General features: G+C 65.1%; 23 protein-coding genes and 2 pseudogenes. 12 read left to right on the forward strand and 13 right to left on the reverse strand.

Annotated elements, in window-relative coordinates:
* The coding region (locus IQ216_RS01960; protein WP_193814109.1) for a DUF427 domain-containing protein at nt 1–319 on the forward strand (319 nt) is incomplete at its 5' end.
* On the opposite strand, the gene IQ216_RS01965 is transcribed toward IQ216_RS01960, so the two are convergent.
* Genes IQ216_RS01965 through IQ216_RS01985 form a run of 5 tightly spaced genes read right to left on the reverse strand, consistent with a single transcriptional unit; the run spans nt 285 to nt 5711 of the window.
* Nucleotides 285–1358 carry a mechanosensitive ion channel family protein gene (locus tag IQ216_RS01965; RefSeq protein WP_193814110.1) on the reverse strand — a complete coding sequence of 358 codons (1074 nt, stop codon included), beginning with the start codon at nt 1356–1358 and terminating at the stop codon, nt 285–287. The genes IQ216_RS01960 and IQ216_RS01965 overlap by 35 nt on opposite strands.
* Before the next feature lie 5 nt (nt 1359–1363).
* On the reverse strand, nt 1364–2461 hold the full coding sequence (gene ribD, locus IQ216_RS01970; RefSeq protein ID WP_228007023.1) for a bifunctional diaminohydroxyphosphoribosylaminopyrimidine deaminase/5-amino-6-(5-phosphoribosylamino)uracil reductase RibD: 1098 nt from the start codon (nt 2459–2461) through the stop codon (nt 1364–1366).
* Nucleotides 2458–2943, reverse strand: coding sequence for a DUF3122 domain-containing protein (locus tag IQ216_RS01975; protein WP_193814111.1), 486 nt, complete (start codon nt 2941–2943; stop codon nt 2458–2460). Before IQ216_RS01975 ends, ribD begins: the two co-directional genes overlap by 4 nt.
* Nucleotides 2940–5462 (reverse strand): GH116 family glycosyl hydrolase, encoded by a 2523-nt coding sequence (locus IQ216_RS01980; RefSeq protein WP_186699002.1) that lies wholly within the window; start codon nt 5460–5462, stop codon nt 2940–2942. The genes IQ216_RS01975 and IQ216_RS01980 overlap by 4 nt, the downstream gene beginning before the upstream one ends.
* A gap of 27 nt (nt 5463–5489) precedes the next feature.
* Nucleotides 5490–5711: a hypothetical protein gene (locus IQ216_RS01985; RefSeq protein ID WP_186699004.1), complete on the reverse strand. Its 222-nt coding sequence runs from the start codon at nt 5709–5711 to the stop codon at nt 5490–5492.
* Between the two features lie 248 nt (nt 5712–5959).
* Here IQ216_RS01985 and IQ216_RS01990 point away from each other — a divergent pair, with 248 nt between their 5' ends.
* The gene (locus IQ216_RS01990; protein ID WP_193814112.1) at nt 5960–6895 is read left to right on the forward strand and encodes an IS481 family transposase; all 936 of its coding nucleotides are present in this window, start codon (nt 5960–5962) and stop codon (nt 6893–6895) included.
* Between the two features lie 248 nt (nt 6896–7143).
* Nucleotides 7144–8034: a hypothetical protein gene (locus IQ216_RS01995; RefSeq protein ID WP_193814113.1), complete on the forward strand. Its 891-nt coding sequence runs from the start codon at nt 7144–7146 to the stop codon at nt 8032–8034.
* Nucleotides 8035–8077: 43 nt separating this feature from the next.
* Here the strand turns inward: IQ216_RS01995 and IQ216_RS02000 are convergent, their stop codons facing one another.
* Together IQ216_RS02000 and IQ216_RS14045 are read right to left on the reverse strand one after the other, a co-directional pair.
* Nucleotides 8078–8875: a hypothetical protein gene (locus tag IQ216_RS02000; RefSeq protein ID WP_193814114.1), complete on the reverse strand. Its 798-nt coding sequence runs from the start codon at nt 8873–8875 to the stop codon at nt 8078–8080.
* 566 nt (nt 8876–9441) lie between these two features.
* On the reverse strand, nt 9442–9585 hold the full coding sequence (locus IQ216_RS14045) for a hypothetical protein (RefSeq protein ID WP_228007024.1): 144 nt from the start codon (nt 9583–9585) through the stop codon (nt 9442–9444).
* 460 nt (nt 9586–10045) lie between these two features.
* Here IQ216_RS14045 and istA point away from each other — a divergent pair, with 460 nt between their 5' ends.
* Genes istA through istB form a run of 3 tightly spaced genes read left to right on the forward strand, consistent with a single transcriptional unit; the run spans nt 10046 to nt 12282 of the window.
* Entirely contained in the window at nt 10046–11215 is a 1170-nt protein-coding gene (gene istA / locus IQ216_RS02010) for an IS21 family transposase (protein ID WP_228007025.1), read from the forward strand.
* Nucleotides 11216–11245: 30 nt separating this feature from the next.
* Nucleotides 11246–11422, forward strand: a complete 177-nt coding sequence (locus IQ216_RS14050) for a hypothetical protein (RefSeq protein ID WP_228007026.1) — start codon at nt 11246–11248, stop codon at nt 11420–11422.
* 50 nt (nt 11423–11472) lie between these two features.
* Nucleotides 11473–12282, forward strand: coding sequence for an IS21-like element helper ATPase IstB (gene istB, locus IQ216_RS02015; RefSeq protein WP_193814115.1), 810 nt, complete (start codon nt 11473–11475; stop codon nt 12280–12282).
* A gap of 338 nt (nt 12283–12620) precedes the next feature.
* On the opposite strand, the gene IQ216_RS02020 is transcribed toward istB, so the two are convergent.
* Nucleotides 12621–13094, reverse strand: coding sequence for a transposase family protein (locus IQ216_RS02020; protein ID WP_193814116.1), 474 nt, complete (start codon nt 13092–13094; stop codon nt 12621–12623).
* Between the two features lie 84 nt (nt 13095–13178).
* On the opposite strand from IQ216_RS02020, the pseudogene IQ216_RS02025 reads away from it, so the two are divergent.
* From IQ216_RS02025 to cbiE, 5 genes and pseudogenes are all read left to right on the forward strand, one after another.
* Nucleotides 13179–13392: pseudogene (locus IQ216_RS02025) on the forward strand (transposase); the annotation flags it as partial.
* A gap of 2014 nt (nt 13393–15406) precedes the next feature.
* Nucleotides 15407–16940: pseudogene (locus tag IQ216_RS02030) on the forward strand (IS5 family transposase).
* Nucleotides 16941–17036: 96 nt separating this feature from the next.
* Nucleotides 17037–17210 (forward strand): nucleotidyltransferase substrate binding protein, encoded by a 174-nt coding sequence (locus IQ216_RS02035; protein ID WP_193814118.1) that lies wholly within the window; start codon nt 17037–17039, stop codon nt 17208–17210.
* 505 nt (nt 17211–17715) lie between these two features.
* Nucleotides 17716–18534 (forward strand): ATP-binding protein, encoded by an 819-nt coding sequence (locus IQ216_RS02040; protein WP_193814119.1) that lies wholly within the window; start codon nt 17716–17718, stop codon nt 18532–18534.
* A 218-nt stretch (nt 18535–18752) separates the two neighbouring features.
* Entirely contained in the window at nt 18753–20030 is a 1278-nt protein-coding gene (cbiE, locus tag IQ216_RS02045; protein WP_370566566.1) for a precorrin-6y C5,15-methyltransferase (decarboxylating) subunit CbiE, read from the forward strand.
* Here the strand turns inward: cbiE and IQ216_RS02050 are convergent.
* From IQ216_RS02050 to pheS, 4 genes are all read right to left on the reverse strand, one after another.
* Entirely contained in the window at nt 20011–20535 is a 525-nt protein-coding gene (locus IQ216_RS02050) for a DUF192 domain-containing protein (RefSeq protein WP_193814120.1), read from the reverse strand. The genes cbiE and IQ216_RS02050 overlap by 20 nt on opposite strands.
* Entirely contained in the window at nt 20535–21197 is a 663-nt protein-coding gene (locus IQ216_RS02055) for a winged helix family transcriptional regulator (protein ID WP_186699010.1), read from the reverse strand. The genes IQ216_RS02050 and IQ216_RS02055 overlap by 1 nt, the downstream gene beginning before the upstream one ends.
* The gene (locus IQ216_RS02060; RefSeq protein WP_193814121.1) at nt 21194–22153 is read right to left on the reverse strand and encodes an NAD(+) kinase; all 960 of its coding nucleotides are present in this window, start codon (nt 22151–22153) and stop codon (nt 21194–21196) included. The genes IQ216_RS02055 and IQ216_RS02060 overlap by 4 nt, the downstream gene beginning before the upstream one ends.
* A gap of 71 nt (nt 22154–22224) precedes the next feature.
* A complete protein-coding gene (gene pheS, locus IQ216_RS02065; protein WP_228007030.1) occupies nt 22225–23214 on the reverse strand; it encodes a phenylalanine--tRNA ligase subunit alpha in 990 nt (329 codons plus the stop codon).
* Between the two features lie 141 nt (nt 23215–23355).
* On the opposite strand from pheS, the gene surE reads away from it, so the two are divergent.
* On the forward strand, nt 23356–24177 hold the full coding sequence (gene surE / locus IQ216_RS02070) for a 5'/3'-nucleotidase SurE (RefSeq protein ID WP_193814123.1): 822 nt from the start codon (nt 23356–23358) through the stop codon (nt 24175–24177).
* Here the strand turns inward: surE and IQ216_RS02075 are convergent.
* On the reverse strand, nt 24162–24743 hold the full coding sequence (locus IQ216_RS02075; protein WP_186699018.1) for a DUF3611 family protein: 582 nt from the start codon (nt 24741–24743) through the stop codon (nt 24162–24164). The two genes, surE and IQ216_RS02075, sit on opposite strands and share 16 nt — an antisense overlap.
* Nucleotides 24744–25285 lie beyond the last annotated feature (542 nt).

Below are 25285 nucleotides of genomic sequence, written 5' to 3' on the forward strand. Positions count from 1 at the left end.
GCGCAGCGCATGGCTGCGGCCCGGCTCCGGCCGCTCCTTCTGCGAGTGGAAGGGGGTGGCCAGCTACTGGGATCTGCTGCGGGATGACGGTGGCCCGCAGGAGCGCCGGCTGAGCCGCGCCCTGTGGAGCTATCCCCAGCCCACCGAGCGCTTCAGCGCCCTGGCGGGCTGGTTTTCTCTCTATCCGGCCCTGATGGACGGCTGCTGGGTGGATGGCGAGCCGGTGCAGCCCCAGCCCGGCGGCTTCTACGGCGGCTGGATCCTGCCCTGGCTGCAGGGCCCGTTCAAGGGAGATCCTGCCCACCCGGAGCTGAGATGAGGGTGCGGGTGGGGAAGGGCATGCCGCCGCCGTGCTCGGCCACCACCGCACCGATCAGCAGCAGCACCCGGTGCTGCACGGCCCAGGCCACCTTGATGTCGCCGCTAAGGGCGAAGCAGATCAGGCGCAGGTCCAGGCTCGAGTCGCCGTAGCCGATGAAGTGCACCAGGTGGTCCTTGGCGCGATCCACACCCTCCACCTCGAGCACCCGCTCCTGCAGGGCTGAGCAGATGGCCGGAATCAGGTGGCGGTCGCCGTAGCTGAGGCCGAAGGGAATCACCAGGCGCCGGCTGTCGATCTCGGCCACGTTCTGCACCGGCTGGGTGGTGAACACGCCGTTCGGCACATAGATGCGCTGCCGGTCGGGATCGCGCAGGCGGGTGTAGAACCAGCTCACGTTCTCCACGGTGCCCAGCAGGGAGAGCTGGGGCAGGCTGATCGTTTCGCCGATCGTGAAGGGCCGGTTGATGTAGATGCTCAGGCCGCTGAGGGCGTTCTCCACGATCGTGCGGGCCCCGAAGCCCAGGGCCGCCGCCCCGAAGCCCCCGGCCGTGATCAGCACCGACGGCGACACCCCAAACATCTGCAGCACCTGGAAGCTGAGCAGCACCCAGATCAGGATGCTCAGCAGCTTGGTGAGCACGTCGAACAGGAACATCCGGTCTTTGCCGTCCAGCTGTGGCAGCAACTGGCCGGCGTAGCGCTCGGCCTTGCCGCTGAGTTCAGCCTTCCAGCGCAGCAGGGTCCAGAACACCCCCAGCGCGATCAGGCCATCCCGCAGGACGACGCCGCCCCGGGCCTGGGCCAGCAGATCCGGAGCGGCCAGGCCGGCGGCCCACCAGAGGACTGTGCCGAGGGCCAGGGTGAGGCAGAGGCTGAGCTTGCTCAGCAGCAGCAGGGCGCGCCAGAGGGAGTCGCTGCGGAAGCGGCGGGCCAGCTGGTCGAGCACCAGCCACAGCGCCGCGGCCAGCAGCAGCCCCGCCAGCAGCAGCTGCAGGTTGAAGGGCAGAGCCGCAGCGGCAGCGGTGGAGGGGGACATGGCGATCAGCTCTTCGGACTGCGCAGGCGCCACAACAGATCGGGCCCCAGGCCGCGGGGGGCGCTGGTCTGCCAGCTGGGCACCTGCTCCATGCCAGTGAACCCCAGATCCCCCAGGGGGGTGTGGGCCGGGGTGCCGCCCATCACTTTGGGGGCGATCAGTGCCGCCAGCTCCTGCACGCACTGCTGATGCAGGGCGGCGCTGGCCAGCTCGGCGCCGMATTCCCACAGCACCTGGTTGCAGCCCCGCCGCGCCAGGTGCTCCAGCAGGGCCTGGGGCTCGCACTGCTCCAGCACCAGCCGCTCGATGCCGAGCCGGTCGAGCTGAAAGCGTCTGCGGGCCGGGGCGCCGTAGCCGTGGGCCACCAGGGTGGGGGCTGCGTTGGTGTCCCAGAGCCTGGCCTGCCTGGGCAGATCGAGGCTGCGGCTGATCACCACCCGCAGCGGCTCCGGCCGGCGCCGCCCGCGGGAGGTGAGCAGGGGATCGTCGGCCCGCACGGTGCCGCCGCCCMCGATCACGGCGTCACAGCGGGCCCGCAGGCCATGCACCCAGCCGCGGGCCTCAGGTCCTGTGATCCATTGGCTGGCCCCATTGGCCAGGGCGGTGMGGCCGTCCACCCCCATGGCCCACTTGAGAATGCCGAGGGGGCGGCCGTGGCTGAGCCGGTGCAGAAAGGCCCGGTTCAGCTCCCGCGCCTCGGCTTCGCAGACGCCCTCAATCACCTCCAGCCCCGCCTGGCGCAGCTGCTGCAGGCCGCCGCCGGCCACCTGGGGATTGGGGTCGGCCATCGCCACCACCACCCGGGCCAGGCCCGCCGCCAGCAGCGCCTCAGTGCAGGGCGGCGTGCGGCCGTGGTGGCAGCAGGGCTCCAGGCTCACCACGGCGGTGCCGCCCCGGGCTCTTTCGCCCGCCTGGGCCAGGGCGCCCACCTCGGCATGGGGCCCGCCGGCCCTGGCATGGAAGCCCTCCCCCACCAGCTGGCCCTGTGCATCCAGCACCACGCAGCCCACCATCGGATTGGGGCTGGTGCGGCCGGCGCCCAGGGCTGCCAGCTGCAGGGCCCGCTGCATCCAGGGGCGCCAGGCCCGCTGCCGGGCCGTCATCCCAGGGGGGCGCTGGACAGGCTGCGCCATTCCGCCACCACGAAGGGCGGCACCGGCAACTCCACGAACACGCCGGGCAGCTGCAGCCGCAGGGGCCGATCCTGCTGCAGATCGGCCAGCAGCGGCGCCAGATCGAACTCGGCGGCGGCATCGCGGCCATCGGCCGCCAGCTGGGGGTTGTCCAGGGTGAGGTCGCCGAGCTCCCAGCTGTTGCGGCCGCTGCGCACCAGCAAGGCCGTGGGGTGATTCAGGCGCACCCTGCCGGGGTAGCCCACCACCCGCAGCCGCAGCGGACCGCCGGGGCGGCCCTGGCGGTAGGCCACCAGCTGCCAGCTCTGGTAGTCGAGGTCGCGCAGGCTCTCGAGGCTGCGCACCACGGGCACGCCGTTCTCATCCGGGTGGGCGTCCACCTGGGCCAGGGCCGGCGCCCCGCCAGCCAGGCCCAGCAGCAGGGCGAGCACGAGGCTGACGACGCCGCTCATGCCAGCGCCTCCCGCTCGGCACCGGGGATCGGCTGCCAGTTGGTGTGGGTGGCCCACAGGGCCCAGATCGCCATCGCCCGCAGGTAGTGGCAGGCCCGGAAGGTGTTCACGGCGGTGATCGCCTCCGGCGTGCGGAACTGGAGGCCGCCGCTGTACACCTGCTCCACCACGGCGCCGGTGATCGCCAGCGCTGTGGCCTGCTCGCCCATCAGCCGGTAGTAGGCAGCCAGACCGAAGTTGATGCCGGTCCACACCTCCAGGGGGTGGGTGCCGTTGGGATCGAGCGGGGTGCCATCGCGGCGCAGGCCGTTGGCCACGCCCAGCCTGCCGCCGGCGAAGCCCTCGAAGCAGGCCTCCTTCACCGCCTGCAGGGCACTGCGGGCCCGCTCGTCGGCCACCACCGGAGGCAGACCCAGCAGGCGGGCGTAGAAGTCGCCGCAGAGCTGGTCGGCCATCACCACCGGCGTGCCGCTCTCGGCATCGATGTTGTAGTACTCGCCATTCCAGAGCAGCCGATCGAAATTGGCGCGCGACTGCTCCAGCCAGCTGCTGAACTGCCGCTGCTGGCTGGAGGTGTCGAGCCCCAGCTCCAGCTGCAGCCGCTGCCCCATGGCCAGGGCCGCCTCCAGGGCGGCGATCCAGAGGGCGCCGCAGTAGGCGCTCACCCCTTTGAGCGGCCAGTCGTCAAAGGTCTGGTCAGGCGCGCCGCCGTTGTCGGGCAGGCCGTCGTCGTTGGCATCGAAGCTCTTGAGGTATTGCAGGGCCTGCACCGCCGCCGGCCAGCAGTCGGCCAGGAAGCGCAGGTCTTCGCCGCCGGGGGCGAGGCGGAAGGTGCGCCACACCTGCAGCACGAAGTCGCTGGCCAGGTCTTTCCAGAGGTTGCAGTCCTGGTAGGCGGTGTAGTTGGTGGCGTCCCAGGGGCGCTCGTTGGGGGCGCCCAGGTCGTGGGGGGTGGCGCCGGCCAGCTTGCGGGGGGCCTCCACCCGGCCCTTGCCCTGAGTGAAATACCAGCCGATCGGCCGGGCCGTCGCATCGGCCGCCGGGATGGCCCGGGCGAAGCTGCGCAGCACGCTCTTGTCGAGCTCCGGCCACAGCTGCAGCAGGGCGAAGGAGCCGTAGAGCCGCACATCGAGGCTCTCGTACCAGGCGTAGTCGAGGCACTCCAGCACCCCGAAGCGGCCCACGGGATCCTCGGGGCTGGCGGCGCTCCAGAGGCTGCCGCCGGAGGCCAGGTCGTAGAGCTCGTTGAACAGGGCCATGCGCAGCGGCTCCGGCAGGTCGGTGCGCTCCAGCACCGGCCGCTGCCAGGCCTCGATCTGCTCCAGCCAGCCACCCCAGTCGCGCAGGGCCTCGGCGGCGATGGCCGCGGCGTTGGCGCCGCTGGCCCCGAAGTGGTCGGTGTAGCGCCGCAGGGCCGAGCTGCCGGTGGCGAAGGCCGTCACGGGCAGGTCCCAGCTGATCACCACCGGGATCTCGATCGTTTCGCCCGGTTCGAGCCGCAGCTGCACGGCCAGGGCGGCGCTGGCGGGGTCGTTCGCCCCGCTGCGGCGGTCGTTGTTGCTGTCGGGAATCGAGCCATCGCGCTCAAAGGGCTCCCACAGCTCAGCGCCGTCACCGGCGGGGTTCCAGCGGCTGCAGCGCTGGATGCGCAGCCCTGGGTGACGCTGCTCCAGGCCGGCATCGGTGGCGATGCACCACTGGCCCTGCCCCTCGGCGATCGGGTCGGCGACCTGGCCCTCCAGCAGCACGCCCTTGAGCGCCCCGTCGTCGACCCAGCGGTTGCGCTGACCCTCGCTGCGGCCGATGGCGGGCAGGTAGTTGTGCTCGGGGCTGCCGTCGTCGCGGAACTTGACGGCTGCTGTGGGGTCGGTGTTGGTGAACCAGCCGGTGGTGTTGCGCCAGCTCAGCAGCAACGAGAGATCGAGGGGGCGGCGGCTGGGGTTGCTGAGGCTCCAGCGGAACACCGCCACCGGATAGCTGCTGCGCTGGTAGTCGCCCGGCAGGATCGGACTGAAGGCCTCGCAGCCCACCTGGGCGGCGAACACCCCCGTGTAGCTCGTCCAGCTGAGCGGATAGCGGGCGGCGTAGGTGCCGGTGCTGCGCTCGCTGGAGCTGGCCGGATACCAGCTCCAGGCCGTCAGGGGCGCTCCGGCCTCCGGGCGGGAGGCATCGGCCCCGGGGGCCACGGCCAGGGCGTGGGCGCGGCTGCTGTCGCCATCGCTCTCGTAGAGGGCGAACTGGCAGTCGGGCAGGCAGCCGAACCAGTGCTCACCGCCATCGAGGTTCCAGAGGTTGAAGCTGCCATCGGGGGCGCGGCCGAGACAGCCGGCGCCGAAGCCCCCGAGGGGCATGCCGTGGTTGGGGCCGTCATCGAGGTTGCTGGCGTAGCGCACCGTGTAGGGCTGCTCCCAGCCCAGGCCGAAGGGCCGCGACCAGCTGGCCGGCGGTGGGTTGCCCGGTGCCCCGGCCCCCCGGCCCTGCAGCAGGGTCTTGAGGGTGGAGAGTCCGAGGCGCGCCATGGAGCGGAGGGAAGTGGGGCCAGCTTGTCAGAGATGGCCGGTGTCTTCCTGGTCGATGAGGGCATCGAGGGTGACGGCGGAGCGCACCAGGGCCTGGTAGCGCTGCACGACGCGCCGGTTGCGCTCGATCCAGTTGCCGGGATCACCGCTGGGCAGGGCTGTGCTGTCGCCACTGAGCAGTTCCAGGTCCTGCTGCTGGGCCAGCAGGGTGAGCACCAGCTCGTGGATGCGCTGGCGGCGGTCGCTCATGCCGGGGCGGTGAAGGCTCAGTTGGCCATCATCGCGCCCCACGCCAGTGGGGAGCCTGAATCCGAGAGTCCTGGCTTCTTTACCCCGGGGGCCATGCCGGAGGCTGACAATTGCTGGATCCAGCGGTTCGCCAATGACCGCCGCGCTCTGGCGTGGGGTGTGTAGTCCCACCAGGTTGTTCAGCTGACAAGGGGGTGTGAGGTCGCCAGGGTCGGGGTGTCACCGCCCGCCCCAAGACCTCACCTCCCATGCATAGCCACCCCAATGCGCGACTGACACTGATCAGTCGACAACGCCTGATTCGTCGACACCTCGATGAGGGCGTGCCGCTCAAGGCCCTTGCTGCCGCTGCGGGAATCAGCCTGCGCACCGCCTACAAGTGGCTGGGCCGGTTCCGTGAAGGATGTCCAGCGGCATTGGCGGATCGACGGAGCGTTCGCCGTAGCCAACGGCGGACGCTCGATCCGCAGAGACTGCAGCACGCGGTGGACCTACGGCACCAGCGCTGCGCCCTGCGCCGCATCGCCCGTTCGCTGCAGGCGCCCCTCTCCACCGTGGGCAGGGTGCTCAAGGCGGTCGGCCTGGGCCGTCTCCGGAACCTGGAGCCCAGGCCACCGGTGCGCCGCTACCAGTGGCAGCGGCCCGGCGAGATGATCCACGTCGACACCAAACAGCTGGCGCGGTTCCGCCAGGTGGGGCACCGAATCACCGGCGATCGGGGGCTGGGCTCCTCCCGTGGTGCCGGCTATGAGAAGGTCCACGTGGCCATTGATGACGCCACCCGGCTGGCTTACGTCGAGCTGCTCCCAGACGAGAAGAAGGCCACCACCGTGGGCTTCCTGGCCCGAGCAGTGGGCTGGTTCTCCGATCAGGGCATCACCTGCAAGCGGATCCTCTCGGACAACGGTTCGGCCTACCGATCCGGCGAGTGGCGAAAAGCCTGCAGGGCCCTGGATCTCAAGCCAATCCGCACCAGGCCGTACACACCCCACACCAATGGCAAGGCGGAGCGATTCATCCGCACCCTGCTGGAGAAATGGGCCTACGGAATGTCCTTCCAGACCTCCGAGGAGCGCAACCAGTGGCTGTGCCGGTATATCGGGATCAATAACGGTCGCAGGTGCCACATGGTCCTGGGAGGCATCACGCCCCGTCAGTCGCTCCAGCTGCAGATCGCTGAATGACTTGGTGAGAAAGCACACCTAGAACGCCCGGCAAGCCCATCTAGAAGGTTCGAGCCGAACCACCTGCAGCTGGAGTCAGCCCCAAGAAGTGAGGATCAACAAGCCAACAGAGCAGCCCGAACCGATCAAGGCGCTATGCTTAGTTGAAGACGCCCGAGCGACAGGCAAGAAGTGACACCTTTTTTGAGAGTCACCGGCTCTCAGTGGATCTATTCCATTATTTGGTCTTTCCTTGGTTTTCCGCTGAGATGCGCTTTTCCTTGCTTCGCAAACTCTTCCCTTTGGCTTGTGTCGGCTTGCTTGTCGGCCCATTGCCAGTATCAGCCTTGCTATTTGACGATACACCCAGTATCAGCATCAAGAAGGTTACAGTCCGCAGCCAAGACGAGGTTGGCGGAGACGATGTCTACCTGAAGATCTACGTTGTCAAGGGCAATACGCGCATGCTCCTTCGCGAGACAAAATCCATAACCCTAACGTCAGGGCAGTCACACAACTTTGGCATAGGCGACTTGAGTTTTGGGAATGACCCGAGCAGCAAAATTGTCATCGAGGCATGGGATGCAGATGCGGGCCTTAGGGGAAAGGACGACCTGCTGCAGAGAGTGCGCTATTCACCCAATAGCAGTGAACTCCCCAGTTTTGAAGGCGGTGATCCTAATTGGGGCACGATTGAGGCTAATGTCTGTGATCGAGCCTGCCACCTAAGAAACTTCGAGGAAACTCAAGCGGCTCTGAACCGAAAGCAGCCCAACAAGTACCTCGTAACCATTGATTGTAGGCTTAGTAGCATCGAGAATGAAGGCACACGTGATCGCCTTACCATTGAGTTATGGGCCGGCAACTCAATGGTTAACTCACTTGCCTTTGATCAGCTTAGCAATGTAGCTTGCGCCAGACAAGATCAAACCATTACTGTGATTTCGCCAAGCACTCTGACCCATGTGGCCATAGTGACCAGCGGAAACGATGCCTTCTTCATAGATAAGCTGCACATCTCTAGGAATGGCCGAGTACTCCTCTTGAAAGAGGGAGATGGCTTCAATGGCTATTGCCTTTCAACCGATGCTACTGATGCCACCCGTACGTGGAGGGGTTATGTGTCAGCTTGCAAGCCAAGACTTGAGTTCTCTTGGTAATGCCGTGGGATACAAACGAGTTTGGATCAATCATTAGGAAGATTCAGGTTTGATTGGGGTACCTCGAGCAGCGACGCAGAAATCGCCCCACAACAGAGTTTGTCCCCGAGGAGGGTATCGACAGGCTCTTGCCTCCAGCTCGCCTGAAGCTCACCGAGCCTTGGCCTTGAAGCAACTCCCAGAGAGCGTGGCGATGATCCACAGTGGTGAGAACTCCTGGATACGTATTCAAACCTGAGGAGATCTGACCGGGCAGACGCAGCTCTGCATCGTCCTGAATGACCACAAGTTCGGTGCTTTCTCCCTCTTCTGGTGCATCGCCAATGGCCACGAGCGCAACAATCGTGATCAACGGATTGGAATCGGGACTGGAGCACAGTGCTTGAAACGCGATGGCATCAGTCTCAGGCTTCCCATAGCTCAACCTTGCAACGCTGTTGCCCGTGTCCATGTCCATTGACTCGGAGAGCAACCAGACGTTCTGATCTATGATCGCATAAGGACTAGGAGAGTCTTTGAGATGGTCAAGATAACCAGCATCATTAGTATGAGACAGGCGTGTCCTCAAGGAACAGGCACGATCAAACTTCTCTAGAGCAGTGGCAAAGCCATTGAGACCAATAGTTGTCTCCAGATCCGAAAAACGTACTGTCATTGACGTGCCATCGCTCATCACGTCCAACAAGGCATCCTCCGGAGCGATTTCTAACTGAGGCACCTGGCCCAGCATGCCAACCAATGTGGTGATGGCTTTGCGTTCAAATGTCTGATCTGCCACGCGGATGCGCAACGGCCCGTCCAATGGTTCATCACTATCAACAGCAGCCCAGAACAGGCTCAACAGAGCCGGCCTTCCGTGTCTCTGGCACGCAAGTTCTGCACCGATGTCGTCGCCGCACTCCTCGCAGTCAACCAATCGTGCTGAATCGCCTTGCCCCTGCAGGGTCCAGGGCCTGGTCATAGCAGCAGCAGGCAAGTCACTGACAACGATTCGGTTGAACCCGTCAAGAGACTGCTGACCTGGTTGGCCGGCCTGATCGTGTGATCGTTCATGCTTGTTAGGTCGTAGCCCCTTGTCTTCAATCGGCGATGGAACCGCAAACACCTCAGAGGCTGAAGCCAAGACAAGGGAAGCGGTTGCGACAACGACAGAAAGCGGTGTCCAGAGGGTGCGGCGTGAGCGATTAGAGTATTGAGAGGATAGGATTTGGGATCTCGGCAATGCGGAACTCTTTCAATCGGACTTTGACTTCCATTGTATGGGGTTACCTTGTTGTTGGATGGTTGTAGCTGACGTGGACCCCAGAAACTGAACCAGCCCCCTTGTGAGAGCTTCCCTACCGGCCAGAGTTGGTCATGGGAAGCAGCATGAAACGCAAGCGCCACACCCAGGGCTGATTCAAAGTATCAGCATGGGTTTGGCTCTGGCTGACGCATCGCCATTGCCATCAGCGCCCTGATGTCGTGCATCACGGCCTGCATCCCAGCGCGGATTGACCGAAACCCATCCAGCCGCAACAGGTTGAGCGCTGCCGTACGCAGCGTGGCCATCACCCCAGCGCCATTGCCGCGGTAGCGGTGGGCAACCTCAGGGAGCTGGGTGTCACGGATCCAGTGCCAGCCAGCCCTCAATGCTCCAGCGATCTCGCACCAGTTGCAGCAGGGCTTCTGGGGTGGTGCGCAGGCTGGTGAGAAACAGGTGGATGGCCTGAANCGGCTTGCCTTCTCTGGTGCCGGTAGCGGTCATCTCCACAATCCAGCTGGTGCCCACCCAGCTCTCGCGGATGTGCTGCGGTGCCTCCTTTGCCCGCAGCGTCCAGGTGATGTCGCGACCGTGGCTGATCTCATGATCCGTTGCCACAAAAGGGATCGCGCGCTTTCCCTGGAACTGGCTGGCAATCTGGCGGTGCAGGGTGCGCTGGTTGGCTTTTGTCAGGCGACAGCGAAAACTGGTCCAGATGCGACACGAAATCTGGCCCCCCTCTGCGAGCCACTGACCAGGCCCAGCGCCATGACCGCGGTGCTGTCACCTCTGGAGCAGAGCTCCCGGGATGCGGCGTTGGAAACACCAGAGGATGTCCAGATGATCCTTGGCCTCACCGCAGCTGGGTGGGGCCGCAGGCGGATCGCCAAGGAGCTGGGCTGCTCGCCTGAAACCGTCCGTAAGTACCGGCGGCAGGGAGGCTGGGAGGCCTACGGCAAACCCCGGCGGATCGGCGTTCTCGATGGGCAGTGCGACTGGCTCAGGGAGCTGTTCCTTGCCCACAAAGGCAATGCCGATGTGGTGCGCCAGGAGCTGGCCAGCGAGAAGGGCATCGCCGTGTCACTGCGCACCGTGGAGCGGGCGGTGGGGCAGTGGCGGCAGGAGCTGCGGGCTGCAGTGCTGGCGACAGTCCGGTTTGAGACGCCTCCCGGTAAGCAGCTGCAGGCCGATTTCGGTGAGACCTACAGCTGCATCGCCAGCGAGAGGGTCAAGGTGCACCTGTGCGTGCTGACCCTGGGCTACTCGCGGCGGCTGGTGGTGCGGGCCTACCGGCATGAGCGCCAGGCCAACTGGTTACTCACCATGGAGGAGGCCTTCCGCCACTGGCGGGGCGTGCCGGCCGAAGTGTTGTTCGACAACGCCCGTGCCCTGGTCAAGGAGCACGATCCGTCTTGCCAGGTGCTGGTGTTCAACGAACGGCTCGATGCCTTTGCCCGCTACTGGGGATTCCTTCCCAAAGCCTGCCGGCCCTACCGGGCCAGGACCAAGGGGAAGGACGAGCGCGGCGTCGGCTACGTCAAGACGAATGCGGTGGCCGGCCGGGAGTTCGCCAGCTGGCAGGCGCTGGAAGCGCACCTGGAGCACTGGAGCCGGGAGGTGGCCGACGTTCGCATCCACGGAACGACCGGTGAACAGCCGCTGGTGCGTTTCCAGCGGGAGGAGGCAACTGCCCTGCAGCCGTTGCCCCATAAGCCGTCGTTCCTGGCGGAGCGGGAGCTGGTGCGGGTGGTCCACAACGACGCCTGCGTCGAGGTGGAGGGCAACTGGTACAGCGTCCCCTGGAAGCTGCTCAAGCAGCGGGTGAGTGTTCTGCTGCGGGATCAGCAAGTGCTGATCCGCTATGGCGGCCGTGTCGTCGCCCGACATGAGCGCGTGGTGGCCAATCGGCGCCATCGCTCCGTGCTGCGGGGGCACTAGGATGGTCTGGTGCCAGCGCCGCAGCAGGACTTGGCCGAACGGTCACTGCCCTCAGCCGATGGCGCCAGCTGCGTTGGGTCCGCCTCAGCCGCGTCCCCGCCCTGTGGGGGCGGAACGCGGCGGCGGACCGGCGTGATGCGCAGCTCAGAACTGGCCCGCTCACTGGCGGTCTATGCCGCCGAGGTGGGCGAGGAGGTGGCGGCATGAGCCTCGCCAAAACCGGTCAACCAGATCGTCGCCTGCAGCCGATGGCCACGATGCCGCCTGTCCCCATCGAGGATCTCGACGACATGCTCAGCCGCCTGCGACTGACTGCTATTCGGGATCAGCTCGACAACCTGCTTGAGGAAGCGGCCCGCAAGGAGCTGAACCTGCGTGAGGCGTTGACCTGGCTGTGTGCGGCGGAGATCGCCCGCAAGGACCAGCGGCGAATCGCGATGGCGATGAGCATCGCCAAGTTCCCGTTCGTGCGGACCCTGGAAGGGTTCGAGTACGAGGCCCAGCCCTCGCTCGATCCGGGCCAGATCCGGGAACTTGCCACCTGTCGCTGGGTGGCCAACGGCGACACCCTGCTGCTGCTCGGTCCGCCTGGAGTAGGCAAGACCCACCTGGCGGTCGCTCTGGGCCGAGAGGCGGTGAGCAAGGGCTACACCGTTCAGTACGTCTCGGCGATGGAGCTGATCTCCACTCTCGCCCGGGCCCATAACCAGACGGCGCTGGAGAGCCGGCTGAGCCAGTACGGCAAGAGCAAGCTGCTGATCATTGACGAGCTGGGCTACCTGCCACTGGAGCCCGATGCGGCACACCTGTTTTTCCAACTAATTTCCCGCCGCTACGAGCGCGGCAGCGTCCTGATCACCTCCAACCGCCCCGTCATGGAATGGGGCGAGGTGTTCGGCGATCAGGTCGTTGCCACCGCGATCCTCGATCGGCTGTTGCACCACAGCCATGTGCTCACCGTTCGGGGCGACAGCTACCGCCTGCGCGAGAAGCGCCGCTCCGGTCTGATCAAGAGCAGCAGTGCGGTGAGCACCGTCCCCGCCAGTGGGGACGGAGGGGGCCCATGAGCATCCCGTTCCTCCCGATCCACCCCCATCCACATACCCAACGACTGATGAGCAAGACCTACCGGCGCCGGCTACGGCGTCAACAAGCTGGGGTTCAAGCCCCACAGGGTGGGCCAGATTTCGTGTCGCCGGAGGACCAATTCCGGATGTCGCTTGACAGCTTTGACGGTCAGCAGGAAGTCGGCCCCCTGCTCCTGGAGGAGTTGACAAACGGGCGCTGGGTATGAGGTGCATCCGCCTGGATCAGTACACCGTCCAGATCCATCTCACCGAGCAGCTGTTTGAGGACCGCCCGCTCATGGTTCTCGCCGGTGGCGTAGCAGGCCTGGCTGTAGCCGTCAGGCTTCTGCGAAGCAGTACGCCACACCCAGGGCGGCGGAGTAGAGCGTCACCTGGGCAATGAATGCCGAGCCGCCACCGGGCGTGGGCTCGATCGAGCCCCTCAGCGTCTTGCCGTCACAGATCAGCTGATCGAGATCGGCTGCACCATCTGGGATCTGGGCGATCGTCCAGTCGCGGATCGCAGCGCAGAGAGCCGCCACGTCCACCTGGCGAAAGAAGTAGCGGAAGGCGGAATCGGAGGGCGGACGCCTGAGTTCGATGCCCAGTGCCTCGCACAGCACGCTGTGGTGGCGAATGGCAAAGCGCTCCAGATCCCGCAGGCTCTGGCAACGGCTCAGGATTCCCAGCAACGCCACCAGCAGCAGATACCAGGCCGGAATACGGATCCCGCGCCGCATCCGCGCGTCCGGAATCGCCTTGAGAAAGCTGATCAGGTYGAGATCAGTGGCGGGAAGAGCGGTTTCGGGCACAGGAAGAGCGCGATTCCGCTGACCTCAACCCATGCTGACAGCCCCGACCAGGSCRCCTGTGACRCACTTTGAATCAGCCCTGACCCCAAGAGCGATCTACAGTTGCGAGCCGAAGAAAAGAAGCAGTTTCTTGATGATCAGCGGCAACGCAATGCCGTGGAGGGTAAGCTCGGACAGGGTAAACGACGGTATGGATTGGATCTGATCCGCGAGAAGCTCGCCAGAACCCAGGGATCCGCCATTGCGTTGAATGTGTTCGTCATGAACCTCGAGAAACTCTTCGAGCTTCTTTCCCTTTTGGCCTGCTGGCTACAGCTTTATATGGACCATAGTGCAGGCTCGAGCAGAGAAATGGCGATGGTTTCGATCAACCGGTAGCAGCCTGAGGGTTAAGCAACACGCGCAGAAGGACATTGCTGTTTTTGCCGGGTCAGGTGCGCTCAGCTTTGTCAGGAGGCCCTAATTAGGCCCCCTGGTAGCTGAAATGGCCGGGATGGACAGGCGACAACCTTTCTGGCGGAGGTATGAGCATAGTTACCAGCGGGGACGAGACCGGCCTCCCTTCTCGTTCGTTCATGGATAAAAGAGTTTGATCCTGTCAATCAGTACCTTCCAAGGCAATGCCACCGATACCTCCGTCAGAGCCAACAAACATTCTGGCCAGCTTCTTGCGGAGCTTGCATGTTCGTAATCGGAGCAGCCCAGCACTTGCCCCCAACAACACTGCCAACACCCCCGCCAGTATTACGAATGGCAAGCATTCGACCAAGCCGACCCTGCGCGGAACATTTCTGTGCAAGTATAATACGTATGTACTTTAATATGAGAAAAATCGTGTATTATTTTCTGCTGAGTATCAAATCTATTGATATTAGGTTTATAAGCGCTGCATGTATTACCATTCTTCTTGGCATTGTCGGTCAGCCAGCACAAGCCGAAAAACGCCTTGTCGAAACTAATGCTGAGATACGCATAGACTGCTATGATTCAACTATGGAGAATGAAGGAACAAAAAATACAATTACAGCAACCTTCTATAGCGATGATCGTATTGTCAAGGGGCCTGTTATTGCCGTCCCAAGCTGTAACTCCTTGAAGGACGCAACTTACAAGCTGTCTGATACGAAAAGCTTTTGGGACAAGCTTCGTGGACGTCATGAAGGGGTACATTCAGAGGTTACTCATTTCACATTGTCTACGAGTGGAGAAGATGCTTTCTGGATGGACGAGGTCTACTTTAAGTCTTGGTCTACCTATGAAGAAGACCTAGGTGGATCTTCTAGTGATGCAAGGGTGGCAGCTCAGGGTCAGAACTTGAAGTCTACAAGCACACAATCGAAGACCATCCGCTTTGGCCGAGACGGGGGCAAAGGATATTGTCTATCTACGGATCCAACTGACGCAAACAGAACTTGGAAGGATCGAGTTTCATCATGCCGCCAATCACTTGTATTTGACGTCAAGAAAGAAACTGTTCGCAGAACGCCGAAGCCCGCCTTTAATGGATATTATCGAATTCAATCCGACATGGACTGTCCAGGTGGGGATTTTTGCAACGCTGATTTGGCTGTAGACTTGGCGAACGATGACAAAGCAGAAGCCTATGCTTTTCTTATTCAGAAGCACAATTGGGACACACCATACTTCTGGCAGATACGGCCAGTCCTACATCGGAAAGATCACTATAGAATCTATAGTGCTTATCGCTGTCCCGAAATGGAGTGGTGTGGAGGCATATTGTCTGGCATAGGTCAGTCTAGCGGCCCTCCACTTGCTGGGATCCAGTTTGGGTACCCATTTACATGGATGGTTAAGCCCAGCACCAAGCGACCGGGGCAATACGTGATTCGGGCGGAAAAGAATTGTGCTGACGAGACTATCTGCAACGAAGCCCTCCACGCAGAAGGAAAGGTCAGGTCGCCACATCAGATCTTTCATGAACGTGCCGACATGTCTCCTGTTCGGCTCCCAAGTTCTAAACGTGAGACATGGAAGATTACTAAAGTAGGAAAACCAGCTCCGGTTTGTAATAGGGTAATCCCCCTAGACCTCCGTCACGAGAGTTGCTTAGAGCCGGGTGTCGAGTGCGTCTCCTGGTCAGAGCAGCCTGGCCAGCCCCCGAGGAACTGTATAGACCGTTGACTATTTGGCTGCAGGGCTGAAGTTACTCCTGGGTAGCGTGACCCCTATTGACTTGGGGCCTCCTGAGAAAGGACAGAAACTCTGCGCTGCAGTGGATCTGAGCGATTCTCGCCGGTAGAATGTGCGCAAATCGTCTGATTTCCGCCGAAAAGCTGCCTTGGGTTTTCCACATGTATCGACGTGGGCCTCGTTGTCAGCTCTCGTTTGAGGATTTCTTCCTGCCATTAGGCGGCAAGCTCTCTGGCGATAATCGCTGGATCAAGTTGGCCGAACTCATCCCCTGGGAAGATCTGGAAGATGACTACGCGTCGCAGTTCTGCAAGGGCTTTGGAGCACCCGCCAAGCCATTCATAATGGCGCTCGGCGCATTGATCATCAAGACTCGCCTGGGCCTCACCGACGAAGAACTGGTGGAGCAGATCAAGGAAAATCCCTATCTCCAATTCTTCATCGGTCTAGAGGCCTACCAGTATTCGGCCCCGTTTGATCCATCGATGATGGTCTATTTTCGCAAGCGGTTGCCCGGAATCAGTCATCAACGACTGCAACGAGAGGATCGTCCGCCATGGCTTTAATGTCATTCGATCCGCTGAATCGGAGGCCGATGAGGATGATGGTAACGACAGTGGTATGCCCAGCAGTGATCAGCCCGCGCAGCCCGGCTCTGACAAAGCATCTTCCAACCAGGGCACCCTTTTGATTGACGCCACGTGCGTCCCAGCCGATATCCGATACCCATCGGACCTCTCTCTGCTCAATGAGGCCAGGGAGGTCACGGAGAAGCTGATTGATGCGATGCATCCTCAGGTCAGAGAATTCTTTGGCGATAAGCCGCGAACACATCGCAAGAAAGCCAGACGGCAGTTTATGGCGGTGGCCATGAAGAAGCGACCTCGCATTGCCAAGATCCGCAAGGCCATTCAGCAGCAGCTGGGCCATCTGGAGCGGAATCTGGCCAGTATTGATACCCTGATCGCTTGTGGTGGCTCCCTTCTGGCGGTAGGGCGGCGTTGGTACCACAAGCTGCTGGTGGTCAGTGAACTGGTGCGTCAGCAAAAGATTCTGTATCATTCAGACAGCAGAAGCATCCCTGATTGAATCGTCAGMCTCTACCAAGCTCACATCAGGCCCATCGTGCGTGGCAAGGCCAGCAGCAATGTTGAGTTCGGAGCCAAGATTTCCATCTCAGTCACTGGTGATGGGTTTACCTTCATCGATCGGCTGAGTTTCGACCCTTACAACGAAGGAGAGGACCTGAAGGCCTAGGCAAAAGCCTATCGGCGACGCTATGGTCACTACCGAAAAGTGATCTGCGCTGATCAGATCTATCGAACGCGGTCCAACCGAGCCTTCTGCCAGCGTCATGGAATTCGTTTGAGTGGTCCTCGCCACGGTCGCCCCAAGAGCGATCCAAAGTTGCTGGCCGAAGAGAAGAACCAGTTTCTTGCAGATCAGCGACAACGCAATGCTGTCGAGGGCCAGATAGGTCAGGGCAAAAGGCGGTTCGGACTGAATCTGATCCGCGAGAAGCTCGCCACGTCCCAGGGTTCTGACATTGCATTTAATGTGCTCGTCATGAACCTCGAGAAGCTCCAGGAGCTTCTTTTTGTCCTTTTAGTCTGCTGGCTACAGTTTCTTTTGGCCCTGGGTGCCCCCCGGAAGCGGAAACTATCGCTGGTTTGTGATGTGCCGGCCGCAGCCTGACGATGAAGCAACCTTCTCAGAGGGTATTCGCCGTTTTGCCTGGTCAGGCGGGCTCAGCTGTCCGACGACAATCTGGTTGAGGGGCGGTCAACCAGATTGACGTGGGGTTCCCGCGACACCACCCGAGAAGCCTTTGCCCAGGGATTAATCCGCGATGGCGATCTCTGGATGGCGGTGATTCTCCACCGCAACTTCAGCGCCCACGCCCACGATCAGGCCGCCGTGCAGGAGCTGGAAGCCAGGCTGGAAGAGCGCTCTGTTCAGCCATGACCGTCCAGACCAGAGTGGCCAACCACGGTTTGCCCGCCGCCGATCGTGAAGTCACCCTCTCCGGGGCCGATCTTGATCGGCTCACCCTGGCTCGCCTCGACCAGGCCCTCGATGATCTGTCGCTGCGGCAGTTGCGATTCCGTCGTAGCCCTCCCCCTGCTGATCACGGCCCTGGGCAGCAACGGAAGGGAAGTGGACCCTGCGTGTCACAGATGGCTGGTGTCTTGCTGCTCAACCAGGGCATCAAGGGTGATGGCGGAGCGCTCCAGGGCCAGGGTTTGCAGTTCGCGTTCGAGAGGCGGCGACAAGCCGGCATCAAGGCTCGCCGATCAACGACCGACCGCCACCGGTTGTCGATCTGGGCGCCGGCCCGGCGGCAGCTTATGGGGATTTATGGCTCAGCCATAATTAAGAGACTTGCGTAAATCCCTCAAATCCTTGGCTGACACCAGCCTCGACGCCGCTGGCCAGGTTGAGCCGGCTCAGGGGGCTGGATCTCGCTGGGATGGGCTTTCGCTTCGGGTTTCAGTTGGAGCAGCTGGGCGAACCGGGCGGAGCGACCCTGGCCCAGGCCCTCACCGAAGTGGTGGACCAGGCAAACGGTGATGTGGTGCTGATCGTGGACGAGGTGCAGCAGGCCATCACCACCGAAGAGGGCCATCATATGTTGCTGGCCCTCAAAGCCGCCCGAGACGCCATCAATCCCAGACCCGGTACGCGGGGGCACTTCCTGTTTCTCGGCACCGGCTCCCACAGGGCCTTGGTGGGCGAGCTCACGGCAAGGCGGAACCAGGCGTTCGCCGGTGCCACCTCGCTGCCCTACCCCGTACTGGATCTGGAGTATGTGCGCCATGTGCTGCAGCGCCTGCGAGCGGAAGACGGGAAGCTGCTGCCGTCGGAAGCGATCGCCTGTGGGGCCTTCCAGACCCTGGGCCACCGCCCCGAAGAGTTTCTGCGGGCCCTGGGCCAACTCCAGGCCAGCAGCAGCTCTGGTCTGGAGCCTGATCAGCTGTTGCCGGTGATTGCCGCCACTCTGCGCGGCACTGCCGCTGACCTGGAGCTGCAGAAGGTGGAACAGCTCGGCGGGCTGGCCACGGCGATCTTCGATCGGGTGGCCCTGGAGGTGGGCCCTGCCAAGGGCCTGTTCTCAGCGGAGGCCGCTGCGGCCTATGGCGAAGCGATTGGCCGGGAGGTGCGGGTGGAGGAGATTCAGCCGGTGGTGAACGAACTCCTCGCCGATAACGTGCTGATGCGGCTGGGCCACGGCCTCTACGGCGTCTCCGACCCGTTTGTGCAGGAGATCTGGCGGGAACGGCGGCGCTGATCGTGTGTTGTCCAGGAGATTTCCGCTGAGCCGGCCACCCTCTCTATCGAGCCTGTTGGCCAGGTGCTCCACCGACGACATCCTGGAGCGCGGGCAGCGCCGGCATGGTCGCAAAGAGCCCTGGTTGCTTCAGCATCATGGCTCCAATGGCCATGGACACCCTGGGCAGCGAGCTGGTAGCAACTGACGGCCGCGAGCCGGCCGCGACGCAGCGCGGCGTGCTGGAGGTGATCGGCACCGACGCCGCCGGTGTGGCCGGCTTGGCCCCCAGCAGCCTGGTGCTGCTGCGGAGGGCTCGGCTGGTGCTGGCTCCGGCGCGGCTGCTGGCCGACCTGGCCCCCTGGTGGCAGCAGGAGCAGGCGGCTGGCCGGATCCCAGCGGGAGCGGAAGGCCCTGAACTCCTGGCCAGCGACAGACCGGAGTTGATCCATGGGCCTCTGGAGCAGGCCCTGGCAGCCGGCCGGTCGGCCGTGCTGCTGGCCAGCGGCGATCCGCTCTGGTTCGGCATCGGCCGGCTGCTGCTGCAGCACTTCAGCCCCGACCAGCTTCGGTTTCAGCCCGCCCCCAGCTCCCTGCAGCTGGCCTTCGCCCGCCTCGGCCGTCCCTGGCAGGACGCCAGCTGGATCAGCCTCCACGGCCGGGACCCCCAACCCCTGGCAGCGGCGCTGCAGAAGCGGCCCGCCGCCCTGGCGGTGCTCACTGACCCCGGCCGGGGCGGTGCCGAGGAGGTGCGCCGGATGCTGCGTGCCTCCGGCCTGGAGGCGGCCTACGCCGTGTGGCTATGCGAGCGGCTGGGCCACCCCCAGGAGCGGGTGCAGCGGCTGGCTCCCACCGCTCCCCTACCGGCAGACCTGGATCCCCTGCACCTGGTGCTGCTGATTGCTGAACCACCGCCGCCCCCCGATCCGGCCACCCTGCCCCTGTTCGGCCTGCCGGATGGGATCTTCCTGCAACATGCCGATCGCCCCGGCCTGATGACCAAGCGGGAGGTGCGCATCCAGCTGCTGGCCGATCTGAATCTGCCGGCAGCGGGGCTGCTCTGGGACATCGGCGCCGGGGTGGGCTCCATCGGCCTGGAGGCCCTGCGGCTGCGGCCGCAGCTGCAGCTCTGGGCGGTGGAGGCCAGGGGTGGGTCCGCCGCCCTGATCCGGGCGAACGCCGAGCGCCTGGGGGTGCAGCCCCAGACCGTGCTGGAGGGCCGGGCGCCGGCGGTGTTCAGCCAGCTGCCCGATCCGGATCGGGTGCTCCTCGGCGGCGGTGGCAGCGACCGTGCGGCGATCCTGCAGGCGCTGCTGCCGCGTCTGCGGCCGGGCGGTGTGGTGGTGATCCCCCTGGCCACCCTGGAAGCCCTGGCTGAGCTGCGCCCCCTGCTGGAGCGGGCCGGCCTGGCCGTGACGGTGGCTCAGCACCAGAGCTGGCGAGGGGCGCCGCTGGCGGCGGGTACCCGCCTGGCGCCGCTGAATCCGGTGCTGGTGCTCAGGGGTGAGCGGCCCTGAAGGGCTCGATCCGCACCGCTGTGCCCACCCGGATGCCTAAGGCCGCCGCCTGACCTCCCGCCAGTTCCAGCACCCCGTCCACGGGCACGCCCGGGCCGTAGCTGGGGCAGGGCAAGCGCGGGCAGGGGCTGGCGGCCGCTTCCAGGGCCACCACCTTGCCGCCGGCCACGAACAGCATGTCGAGCGGCTCGGTGGTGCGGTGCATCCAGAACCGGGCCGGCGTGGGCTGCGGGAAGGGAAACCACATGCCGCGCAGGGGGGGCAATGGCGGCCGCAATTGCAGGCCGAGGGCCTGTTCCTGGGGTTCTTCGGCCACCTCCAGCAGGATGCAGCGCTCGCTCTCCAGGCACCAGCGGGCTTCCAGGGGCAGGGTCTGGGGTGGTTCCGCCGGCTGGGCCAGGGTTCGCTGGCTGGAGGCCAGATCCGCCGCCGCGAGCCCGATCAGGGCCAGCAGCCCGGCACCGCCCACAAGCCGCGACACACCCCTCCGCCGCGCCAGCCCCATCAGACCCCTCCCGCAGGCGGCTGCCGCTCGCTGAGGCAATAGCCCTGGCCGCGCACGGTGTGGATCAACCGCCTGGCACCGCCCTCCTCCAGCTTCTGGCGCAGGTAGCGCACATACACCTCGATCACGTTGCTGCTGGTGGCCTGGTTGTCGTCCCACACCTGGCGCAGGATCTGATCGCGGCTCACCACAGTGCCTCGCCGTTCCAGCAGCAGCACCAGCAGGGCGTATTCCCGCGCCGTGAGGGCCACATGGCGCCGGCCGCGCCGCACGTCGCGGGTGCTGGGGTTGAGGGTCAGGTCGGCCACCTGCAGCAGCTGGGTGGGCACCACCAGGCTCTGGCGCAGGCTGAGCTGCAGCCGCAGGCGCATCAGCAGATCGCTCGGGCCGAGGCTGGATAGCCAGAAGTCGTCGGCGCCGGCACTGAGGCAGTGGGCGCGGGCCTCCACCGTGTCCTCGCCGATGTTGAGCAGCAGGGGGGTGGCGCCGAACCGTTGCCGCAACGCCGGGATCCTCTCCGCCTGGGAGGCCGTGAGCACCACCACATCGGGCCCGGCGCTGCCGGAGCTCTGCGGCTGCCAGAGGGCGTAGCCCGAGGCCTGCAGCCGCGGTCCCAGCGCTTGCGCCTCAGCCCCCAGCAGCCAGACGCTGGCCGGAGTCATGGCCGACCTTCGCGGCTGGCCATCGGCTCGTCGCCGGAGAGGGGCTCGAGCTCGTTGCCGGGCTTGGCCACGTGGGGCAGCCCCCAGCCCAGCTTGTTGCGCAGCACCTGGAAGAACTCGTGGTCGTTGAGGCGCACGAAGCGGGCCGCATGCTCGCTGCGCCGGATCAGCACCCGGTCTTCCGGCCAGATGTAACAGCCGGCGCTGCCGTCGACCACCATCATCAGCCGCTCGGGGGTGGCCGGGAAGATCGTCACCGGTTCCCGGTCGCTGAACACCAGCGCCCGCGAGGCCAGCGAGTGAGGGGCGATCGGCGTGAGTTGCAGCACCGGGCAGTCGGGCGTGATCACCGGGCCGCCGGCCGAGAGGGCGTAGGCCGTGGAGCCTGTGGGGGTGGAAAGGATCACGCCGTCGGCGGCGATGTCCACCGGGGCGTGGCGGCCGATGGCGATCTCGAAGTGGCACATCGAGGTGAGCGGCTCGCGGTGCAGGGCCATCTCGTTGAGGCAGAGCACCTCCCAGCGCCGCTGCTCGCTGCGCAGCACGCTCACCACCTGAAGGGTGCGCTCCTCCACCGTCCAGCTGCCGGCGATCACCTGTTCGAGCACCTCGTCCAGCTGGTGCAGATAGGCCTCGGCCAGGAAGCCCAGGTGGCCGGTGTTGATCGTGAGGATGGGTACGCCGATCGGTGCGGTCTGGCGGGAGGCCGAGAGCACCGTGCCGTCGCCGCCCAGCACGATCGCCAGCTCCAGTTCCTCGCTGAAACTGGCCGGCACGCACGCCGCGTAGCCCTTGGCGCGCATCTGCTGGTCGGGATTGGCGAAGCCCACCATGCCGCCGGAGCTGCTCACCCGCAGCACCTCGCGACCGCTGGCCGTCAGACGCGCTTCGATGGCATCCGCCGTCTTCACGGCCAGGTGTTTGCCGTCATTGACGATCAGTCCGACTCGGGGCACCGATCGGTGGGCAGGGGGCTGCCTGAGTTTATGGGCGCTGAGCCTGACGGCCGGCGCGGAGCCGCTGGTGATCAGAACTGCTCCAGGAAACGCAGATCACTGGTGTAGAGCCGGCGGATGTCGTCAATCCCGTGGCGCACCATGCAGAAGCGCTCCACGCCGAGGCCGGCCGCAAAGCCACTCCAGCGCTCCGGATCAAGGCCCATGCCCGTGAGCACGGCCGGATCCACCATGCCGCAGCCCATCACCTCCAGCCAGCGGCCCCGCCACTGCACATCCACCTCGGCGCTCGGCTCGGTGAACGGGAAGTAGCTGGCCCGGAAGCGCACCGGCAGGTCGCCGAAAAAGCGCTGCAGGAAGGCCGTCACCGTGCCGCGCAGGTGGCTGAAGTCGAGCCCCTCGTCGATGGCCAGCACCTCCACCTGGTGGAACACCGGTGAGTGGGTGGCATCCACCGCATCGCGGCGGTAGACGCGGCCCGGGGCGATCACCCGCACCGGCGGCGGGTTGGTCTCCAGATGGCGGATCTGCACCGGCGAGGTGTGGGTGCGCAGCAGGCGGCCGTCCTGGAGGTAGAAGGTGTCCTGCATGTCCCGGGCGGGGTGATGCTCGGGGATGTTGAGGGCGGTGAAGTTGTAGTAATCGCTCTCGATCTCGGGGCCCTCCGACACCCGGTAGCCGAGGCCGGAGAAGACGTCCACGATTTCCTCGATCGTGCTGATCAGCGGGTGGCGATGGCCGGGCGGCACGTAGCTGCACGGGGCCGTGACATCGAGGCTTTCCCTGGCGATGCGCTCGGCCATGGCCGCGGCCTTGACGGCCCCCAGCCGCTGGGCCAGCAGGCCCTGCAGCTGTTCCTTGAGCACGTTGGCCCGCTGGCCCACCAGGGGACGTTCGGCCCCGGGCAGGCGGCCCATGGCCCCGAGCACGGCGGAGAGCTTGCCTTTCTTGCCCAGCAGGCCCACCCGCAGATCCTCCAGGTCRCTGGCGCTGGTGGCGGCGCCGATGGCGGCGGCGGCCTCCGCCTCCAGGGCTTCCAGATGGCCGTTGAGCTGCTCCAGGCTGACCGCGGCAGGGCCTGAGCCGGCGCCGGAGGCCGAGCCGGCGCTGGAGCTGGAGGTGGCGGAGGAGGCGGCGCTCACGGCGTTCGCAGGCTCGATGGGCAAGGTGGAGACTGTACGGAGCAGCCCCGACGTGCGCCGATGACCCCCCTGAGGATCCTGATCAGCAACGACGACGGGGTCTTTGCGGATGGCATCCGCACCCTGGCCAACGCGGCTGTGGCCCGCGGCCATGAGGTCACTGTGGTGTGCCCCGACCAGGAGCGCTCCGCCACCGGCCATGGCCTCACCCTCCAGACCCCCATCCGGGCCGAACGGGCCGATGAGCTGTTCGACGACGGCGTGACCGCCTGGGCCTGCAGCGGCACCCCCAGCGACTGCGTCAAGCTGGGCCTGTTCTCCCTGCTGGAGAGCTGGCCGGATCTGGTGCTCTCCGGCATCAACCACGGCCCCAACCTCGGCACCGATGTGCTCTATTCAGGCACGGTGAGTGCGGCCATGGAAGGCACGATCGAGGGCCTGCCCTCGCTGGCGGTGAGCAGCGCCGATTTCCAGTGGCGCCAGTTCGTGCCCGCCGCCGCCATCGCCCTCGATGTGGCCGAGACGATGCTGGCCGAAGGCTGGCCCGCCAGCATGCTGCTCAATCTGAATGTGCCTCCGCTGCCGGCGGAGAGCCTGGGGCCCCTCCGCTGGTGCCGCACAGCGGTGCGTCGCTACACCGACCAGTTCGACCGCCGCGTCGACCCCCGCGGCCGCACCTACTACTGGCTGGCGGGGGAGGTGGCCAACGACCTGGAGGCGAAAGTGGCGGGACCCGCCGACTGGCCCGTGGATGTGGCCCACGTTCACGGCGGCGGGGTGTCCCTGTCGCCCCTGCAGCCGGAGCTGTTCTGGCGCGGCGCCACGCTGGACCTGCCCCAGCTGGATCTTCCCCGGGATGACCAGCTTCAGGTGGGCCTGTAAATCCGCTGCAGCAGCCAGAGGCTGATCCCCAGGCCGATCAGGTGAGCGAACAGCACCTGGGTGTTGCCCAGCACCGAGAACATTTCGATCGAGGTGATCGGCAGGCCGATCAGACGGCCGCCTCGTCCGGCCTGACCCTGCAACTGCGCCCCGAAGAAGCCCGGCACCTGCTGGGAGGCCTGCACGAACAGGCTGCCGGCCATGGCCTGGTAGCCCACTGCAGCCAGTGTCAGGCCGGACAGATCGATCAGCAGGCCGCGTTTCACCAGCCGGCCGGTCTCGCCGCGGCTGGGCCGCACCGGGCTGGCCAGGGCCCGGCCGCAGCGCACCACCAGCCAGCTCTGCCACAGGCAGCCGAGCAGCAGCAGAAACGAGAGCGTGGTGAGGGAGATTCCCGGGCCCAGCCCCAGGGCGCGGGAGGAGTCGGCGGCAAGCCGTCCGCCGATGTTGTTGAACACCAGCACCCCCACCACCACCACGGCGAGCACCAGTTGGGTCCAGAACCGTACCCAGCCCACACGCCGCAGAGCGGCGGACATCTGCTGCAGATCGAGGCGGTCAGCCATGGGTGCACTGAAATTCCCCCCCAAAGGTGCCATGGGAGGATCTGGGCGGCCTGCCCCGRMGYNGGRAKYTGYYGCSYNNAYRSCGMTGCGRMSSSCNNCCAGSWGSCCCASCNGCMCCWSSKCCAYWNNGSCCTYSGSRKCNNNGANGGKCKGCRWSGSGGCSATCRRMGSGYNAYCNGCRSCMGNTGGNTGGMKNGNNCCSMKSSGACSSMGCMGYKCSRGCYNCTSNGWGSSCANGRTSGNNAGYYKCWGGCSCSWNTCSCCRYGMRGYRCYKCRYGGSGAYRSGNGCCWGMRRCTCNAYCWNCCSTSGGNASMAGSKCSRGCWSSKCGGNCSYCKGRGCRKCCMYCRSCWGSYRCKGSYGCSMTYWSRNCGCCGMNTSGCCSCSMTSSASMCSRWSRMMKYTGYSRASSRSRNTGSYGGTGGGGCNGCTGGNNGCCYSCYGSRKSGYNCGYRGNCRGYAWCWWCNGCKWCRGRKYSSRMCGCCRGGGCNGNMCRCCSASAYCCTSNNATGGCNCCTKKGGTCGGCCCGGGGTCTCACGG

Origin of the sequence: Cyanobium sp. LEGE 06143, from assembly GCF_015207535.1 — a bacterium.
Classification (GTDB): domain Bacteria; phylum Cyanobacteriota; class Cyanobacteriia; order PCC-6307; family Cyanobiaceae; genus NIES-981.

Coding starts and splice junctions, on each gene's coding strand:
- IQ216_RS01965 (WP_193814110.1), bottom strand. CDS start 1,358: ATGTCCCCCTCCACCGCTGCCGCTGCGGCTCTGCCCTTCAACCTGCAG.
- IQ216_RS01975 (WP_193814111.1), bottom strand. CDS start 2,943: ATGAGCGGCGTCGTCAGCCTCGTGCTCGCCCTGCTGCTGGGCCTGGCT.
- IQ216_RS01980 (WP_186699002.1), bottom strand. CDS start 5,462: ATGGCGCGCCTCGGACTCTCCACCCTCAAGACCCTGCTGCAGGGCCGG.
- IQ216_RS01985 (WP_186699004.1), bottom strand. CDS start 5,711: ATGAGCGACCGCCGCCAGCGCATCCACGAGCTGGTGCTCACCCTGCTG.
- IQ216_RS01990 (WP_193814112.1), top strand. CDS start 5,960: ATGCATAGCCACCCCAATGCGCGACTGACACTGATCAGTCGACAACGC.
- IQ216_RS01995 (WP_193814113.1), top strand. CDS start 7,144: ATGCGCTTTTCCTTGCTTCGCAAACTCTTCCCTTTGGCTTGTGTCGGC.
- IQ216_RS14045 (WP_228007024.1), bottom strand. CDS start 9,585: ATGGCCACGCTGCGTACGGCAGCGCTCAACCTGTTGCGGCTGGATGGG.
- istA (WP_228007025.1), top strand. CDS start 10,046: ATGACCGCGGTGCTGTCACCTCTGGAGCAGAGCTCCCGGGATGCGGCG.
- istB (WP_193814115.1), top strand. CDS start 11,473: ATGCCGCCTGTCCCCATCGAGGATCTCGACGACATGCTCAGCCGCCTG.
- IQ216_RS02040 (WP_193814119.1), top strand. CDS start 17,716: ATGGGCTTTCGCTTCGGGTTTCAGTTGGAGCAGCTGGGCGAACCGGGC.
- IQ216_RS02050 (WP_193814120.1), bottom strand. CDS start 20,535: ATGGGGCTGGCGCGGCGGAGGGGTGTGTCGCGGCTTGTGGGCGGTGCC.
- IQ216_RS02055 (WP_186699010.1), bottom strand. CDS start 21,197: ATGACTCCGGCCAGCGTCTGGCTGCTGGGGGCTGAGGCGCAAGCGCTG.
- surE (WP_193814123.1), top strand. CDS start 23,356: ATGACCCCCCTGAGGATCCTGATCAGCAACGACGACGGGGTCTTTGCG.
- IQ216_RS02075 (WP_186699018.1), bottom strand. CDS start 24,743: ATGGCTGACCGCCTCGATCTGCAGCAGATGTCCGCCGCTCTGCGGCGT.